The following is a 5615-nucleotide window of genomic DNA, read 5'->3' as shown; positions in this document are numbered from 1 at the left end:
TTCCGGTCCCGCCGCCACCGCCGGATCCGGTACCAGTGCCGCCGCCCGTCCCGCCCCCACCGCCGGTGCCCGTGCCGCCGCCCCCACCGGTTCCGCCGCCGCTGGAACCGGTTCCGGTCCCACCGCCACCGCCACCGGTGCCGCCGCCGCCGCTACCGGTACCGGTACCGCCCGTGCCGGTCCCACCGCCACCGGTGCCGCCGCCGCTACCGCTACCGGTACCGCCCGTGCCCACACCGCCCGTGCCGCCCCCGGTGGTCCCACCTCCGGTGCCGCCGGGTGTCGCTGTGGCCGTCCCGCCGCCCGCGCCGGTTCCTCCGGTCGACGTCCCGGTTCCACCACCGCCGCCGGTTCCCGGGGTGCGGGTGGCGACGCCGCCACCGGCCCCACCCCCGACGCCGGCCTTCGTCGGGCTCGCACCGATGCCCGGCCCGCCCGAGCAGTTCGAGACACCGACCGCTGGGACCGTGACGAGCAGGCGTCCCGTGGCCGCGCTCCACGGCGAGGCGATGACCGCGAGCGCGCGTGTTGGCAGAGTCATCGACTCGCCCGGCGCGATGGTGGAGATCCCGGAGCCCTGGCTGGTGTCGAACCAGCCGAAACCGTAGGCGTCGGTGGAGTGGTTTCTGATTTTCCAGAGCGGGCCCTGCGCGGTGCACGTGTACGTGAGCGCCAGCGGGTTGACCTCGAAATCCTCGATGCCGTTGATTTCCCGGTCGAAGGGAATCGTGAAGGGCAGCAGGGAGAGGAACTGGTCGAGTGTGGCGTCACCGGTTCCGCCGCCGACCGGCCTCGCGGACGGGCTGGTGATCACGGCTCCCATGCTGGGGGCCGCAGTTGTGGCCAGCGGGCTTGCGCTGGCGCTGGGGGTGGCGCTGGGTGACCCGGTCGGGTCCAGGCCGATGGTTATTCCGTCCTGCGCGGGCCAGGTTGCCTCCGGAGTGGCGAAGATACTGCTCATGATGTCGGTGGTCGCGGTTGCCGTCGGCGTGGGCTCGGCCGAGGCGGGCAGAGCCGCCGCCGTGAGTGCCGCGCCGAGAACGCCGGCCGTCACGGCCCGCATTCTGTTGATGCGCATGAATCCCTCTCCCTGACTGTGGCGAGTCGCCAGGGCACTCGCCGACGGCGCCCGCCGAACCACCGGTTTTTCCGGATGTGGTGGTTGTGCAGGGTGCGGATCAGCGCCTGCCGGACAGGCTCGACTGACGCAGAAAGCTACCCCGTTTGGTTAGAGATGGCCTAGTCAGGTCCGGTCCAGAAAAGATGCGCGAGTGTCCGTCCGCACTAATCGCGTACTGCCCGTCCGGCCCGCGGCGCCACCGGTGGAGTGATCGACGCAGGCGGACGAATGATCACCAGAAAGATCTTTCCTGCTGGCCGGTCGGCCCTCGATCCGACGGCATCACAGGTGTCTGCGGGCTGATGACCTGTCCTTATGTCCGTAAATAAGGCGGTTCGGGGCGGTCGGCGGCGGCTGCTCATCGTGCGTGAACGAGTCGCTGCGGTGACTGGCGCCGTCGCCGACCGGAGCCCCGGAGGGGGTAGGGCGAACGGGGAGCCCGAATGTGCCGCCGCTATTCTCGGCACCAACGGGTAGGCAAGTTCGGGTAGGAACCGAAGGTGTCCACCGGTACGGGGGCAAGGCGGTACGGCGCGCTTCACAGCCCTTCCAACAGACCTGGACGACCCCCTCGAACGGGGGTTTACAGGATGTCACTCACCGCATTGTTAACTACTTCGGATCGACTCGTTGCGGGCCTGTCCTGGGGCGATGGGAAGGGCTGTTCTCAATGCTGGCCGTGGTCGCGCCCGACATCCGGTGTGCAGCCGGCTTCTCTCGAAGGCGGTGCGGACAGGAGGGCCGTGTCACGGTGAGGTAAATTCGCGCAGCGGTCGGGCCGAGGTGGCAGGGTTTTCGCAGATTCCGGTGCTCCATGGTGTCGGATGCTCGGTGCCGTCGACGGCGCCCGGGAGGTGCGAAGATCTGGTCATCCCGGTGTCCCCGTGTCTCGGCGTGTCCAATCACGGGTCTTGGCGTGTAGGGAAATCCCGACCTTCGAGCCGCCGCTGCTGCCGACCAGAATCCTCGGATCTTCGAGTCCCGGCGGCGGGTTGCCGGGGCGAGATCTGAGGATCGTGGTCGTTGGGATGACCGAAATCCTCAGATCTTCGAGCTGCGGCTTCGAGTTGCCGCTGCTGCCGGGCGAGACGATCACCGAGATCCTCGATCCTCCCGGTAGCGAGGGTGCGCGGCGGACCTGGGGCGCCGCCGTTGTCACAGAAAGCGGTATCGAGGTTACGGTTCGTGCTTCGTGGGTGATCGATCGTCACGAGATGGGCCTACGATGACCTGACATGTGGCTGGAGCGCGCAGAGGAAAGCGCGCGGAGGAAGGAGGCCGGACCGTGGTCGGGCACGTCCCGTTTCCCGCGATCGACCTCGTATCGGTGCGGGCGGCAGTCGAGGGCGGCGAGACCCTGACCGTCGAGTTCAAGGGCGAGCGCCGCCGTGCGCTGGATGACCGGGAGATCGTCGAGGCCGTCGTGTGCCTCGCGAACGGGCGCGGAGGCCTTCTGCTGATCGGGGTCGAGGATTCGGGTGCGGTCACCGGGGCGCGGTCGCGGCATGGCGGAGCGACGGATCCGTTTCGGCTCCAGGCGATGATCGCGGCCTCGACGCAGCCTCCGGTGCAGACGTCCGCCATCACGGTGGACGTCGATGGACTTCCCGTGCTGTGTGTACAGGTCGAGGACAGTCCGCGGCTGGTCGGCACCACGAGGGGCATGTACCAGCGGCGCACCATCGGCGGCGACGGCCGCCCAACCTGCGTGGCCGTCCATTCGCACGAGCTGCTCGCGCACGAGATCGACCGGGGCGCGTTCGACTATTCGACACTTCCGCTCCCGGACGCGAGCTGGGCCGACCTGGACCCGTTGGAGTTCGAACGGCTCCGCAGGCTGATCCGGGAGTCCGGCGGCTATGGCGACCGGGTGCTCGCCGAACTGGGCGATGAGGATGTCGCCCGCGCGCTCGGCCTCGTCGAGCGGAACGGTGAACGGGCGGTGATCACTGTCGGTGCGCTGCTCCTTTTCGGGCGGCAGGAGGCAATCCGCCGGCACTGCCCGGGCCATGAGGCGGCGTTCCAGGTGATGGAGGGCCTGTCCGTCCAGGTCAACGACTTCTTCACCTGGCCGTTGTTTCGGCTGGCGGAAGAGCTTCTCACCCGGTTCCGCGCGCGGAACAGCGAAGAGGAGATCCAGTTCGGGCTCCTTCGCCTGGGCGTGCCCGCGTACTCGGAGACCGCGTTTCGCGAGGCGATCGCGAACGCCCTGATCCACCGGGACTACACGGCTCAGGGCGCGGTGCACATCCAGTGGCAGGACGAACAGCTGGAGATCTCCAACCCGGGTGGCTTCCCCGCCGGGATCACTGTGGACAACTTTCTCGTCGCGCCGCCGCGGCCACGTAACCCCCGCCTCGCGGATGCCTTCAAACGGGCCGGCATCGTCGAGCGGACCGGCCGTGGCATCAACCGGATCTTTGCCGAGCAGCTCCGCTTCGGGCACAGCCCGCCGGACTACCAGCGGACGACCAGGGACTCCGTTGTGGCGGTGCTCCCCGGCGGGAAAGCGGATCTTGCGCTGATCCGCTACCTGGCGGAGCAGGAACACCAGGGGCAGCCGCTCACGTTGCCGGATCTGCAGGTTGTCACCGAGCTCTCACACCAGGGCAGGATGCACACCGACGAGATCGCTCGGCTGCTCCAGACGGGAGAGGCGGAGGCTCGCCGCCAGCTTGCCCGGATGGTCGAGCGGGGTCTGGTGGAGGCGCGCGGCGAGCGCAGGGGCCGCACCTGGCACCTCGCGGCTGCCGTTTACCGCGAGCTGAGCAAGCCGGCCGCCTATGTCCGGGTTCACGGCTTCGACCGGGCGCAGCAGGAGCAGATGGTGCTCAGTTACGTCGCGGCGCACGGCCAGATCAGTCGGACGGAGGCGGCGAACCTGTGTGCGCTGTCTTCCAGCCAGGCGTCCAGGCTCCTGCGGGAGATGGCTCGCGACGAGGGGCCACTGCTGGCCACCGGCGCAGGGCGCGCGACCGCGTACACCCGACGCCCCTAGGCCCCTGGCCCCGAGCTCGCAACGCGTCTGGGCCGGTGCGGGTGCGCGATTAAATCGCGCATCAGAAAAATCGATCGCGCGCGCGCGAAAATGCGCGCAGGCGCCGGGCCGTGCGCGCGAACCGGCGGCTGGTGGCAGCCGCCGGTGTGGCCGGGGCGGGGGTCGCTTCGGGAATCGTTAGTCGGTGGTGAGCGGCGGGGCCGTCCAGTCGATCAGGTGTTCGGTCGCGGTCAGCCGGGCGGCGAGCAGGACCGCACCGGTGGCCGGGGAGATCCGCGGCCAGACGAAGCGCGCGCCGGGGCTGTCGGCCGTCACGTGGCCGGTGAACGAGTCGAGGAAGGCGGGGCCGGAGCGGAAGGCACCGCCGACCATCGAGACGGGGAAGTCGCCGGTCAGGCCCGTGCGGCGGATGACGGTCAGGGTCTGCTCGGCGAGCAGGCGGCCGGCGTCGGCGAGGATCCGGCGGGCGACGTCGTCGCCGTCGGCGGCTGCCGCGGCGACCTCGGTGGCGAACGCGGCAATCCCCGACTTGTCGAGGGTGCCGTAGATCAGATCGTCGATTTCCTCGATCAGGGTGAGGCCGTAGAAGGCGAGCAGGCGGGGGACGACGGCCGACCAGGGGGCCCGCCCATCGCGGTACGTCACCGCCGCGCGCAGCCCTTCCAGCCCGATCCAGTAGCCCGAGCCCTCGTCGCCGAGCAGGTGGCCCCAGCCGCCGCAGCGCCAGGTCCGGCCGTCGGCGGCCACGCCGAGGGTGTTGCTGCCGGTGCCGCTGATGACCGCGACCCCCGGTTCGCCCAGCGTGCCGGCGGCCCAGGCCGCGACGGTGTCGTTGAGCACCAGCGCGTTCTCGGCCGGCGCGAGAACGGGCAGTTTGGCCAGCAGGTCGGCCTGGTTCTCCTCGGTGTCCGCGCTGGCGATCGCGAGCACCGCGCCGGCGAGGTCGCCGACGCCTGCCCCCGCCGCGTCGAGCGCCCCGAGGATCGCGTCCGTGATCGAGGCGGTGGCGGCCTCGATCCCGTTGACGTCGGGGTTGCTCGGCCCGGCGGTGAAGGTGCTCAGGGCCAGGCGTCCGACGTCGAGCACGGCTGCGGTGGTCTTGGTGCCACCGCCGTCCACCCCCAGCAGGTGCGTGCCGGGCCGGGTGGGCCGCCGGGCCTCACCGCGGCTGGACGGACGCAGGGCCGGCGGCAGGATGATCAGTGGGCTCAGGTTCTCCCGCGGTGGGCTGTGCACCTGTGCTGTGCCTCGCAATCGGCGTCGTTCCCGGAGCCGTTCGGGTCCGGTCGATGATCTGTGTGCTTGACGATCTACAAGCGTTCGCTTACGTGTGCTCGCTCTCCGGTACCCGTCCGAGGAGGCCGGACGGGTGGCTCCGGTAGCGAGTTCTGGCCCCATCTTCCAGCGGCTCCTGGCCCCACTTGTCGATCTTCCGGGGCTGGTTGGGGAACGAGTTTTGGCCCCACCTGGCCGTGACGGTGCGTGTTCGCCGCTGTC

Annotated in this window: 4 protein-coding genes; 2 read left to right on the top strand and 2 right to left on the bottom strand. The window is 70.1% G+C overall.

The window, feature by feature from the left end; all coding sequences use genetic code 11:
- On the bottom strand, window positions 1–1078 hold a 1078-nt coding region (locus ACG83_RS45730), incomplete at its 3' end, for a hypothetical protein (RefSeq protein ID WP_161934867.1).
- Window positions 1079–2148: 1070 nt separating this feature from the next.
- Here ACG83_RS45730 and ACG83_RS41415 point away from each other — a divergent pair.
- Window positions 2149–2349, top strand: coding sequence for a hypothetical protein (locus tag ACG83_RS41415; protein ID WP_152991681.1), 201 nt, complete (start codon window positions 2149–2151; stop codon window positions 2347–2349).
- Between the two features lie 56 nt (window positions 2350–2405).
- A complete protein-coding gene (locus ACG83_RS41410) occupies window positions 2406–4118 on the top strand; it encodes an ATP-binding protein (protein ID WP_198955497.1) in 1713 nt (570 codons plus the stop codon).
- 177 nt (window positions 4119–4295) lie between these two features.
- Here the strand turns inward: ACG83_RS41410 and ACG83_RS41405 are convergent, their stop codons facing one another.
- On the bottom strand, window positions 4296–5372 hold the full coding sequence (locus ACG83_RS41405; RefSeq protein ID WP_235498533.1) for a BadF/BadG/BcrA/BcrD ATPase family protein: 1077 nt from the start codon (window positions 5370–5372) through the stop codon (window positions 4296–4298).
- Window positions 5373–5615 lie beyond the last annotated feature (243 nt).

The sequence above is a fragment of the Frankia sp. R43 genome (assembly GCF_001306465.1).
In the GTDB taxonomy this organism is placed as follows: Bacteria; Actinomycetota; Actinomycetes; order Frankiales; family Frankiaceae; genus Parafrankia; species Parafrankia irregularis.
Note: the sequence above shows the minus strand (reverse complement) of the source record. Positions and strands in the feature narration are given on the sequence as shown.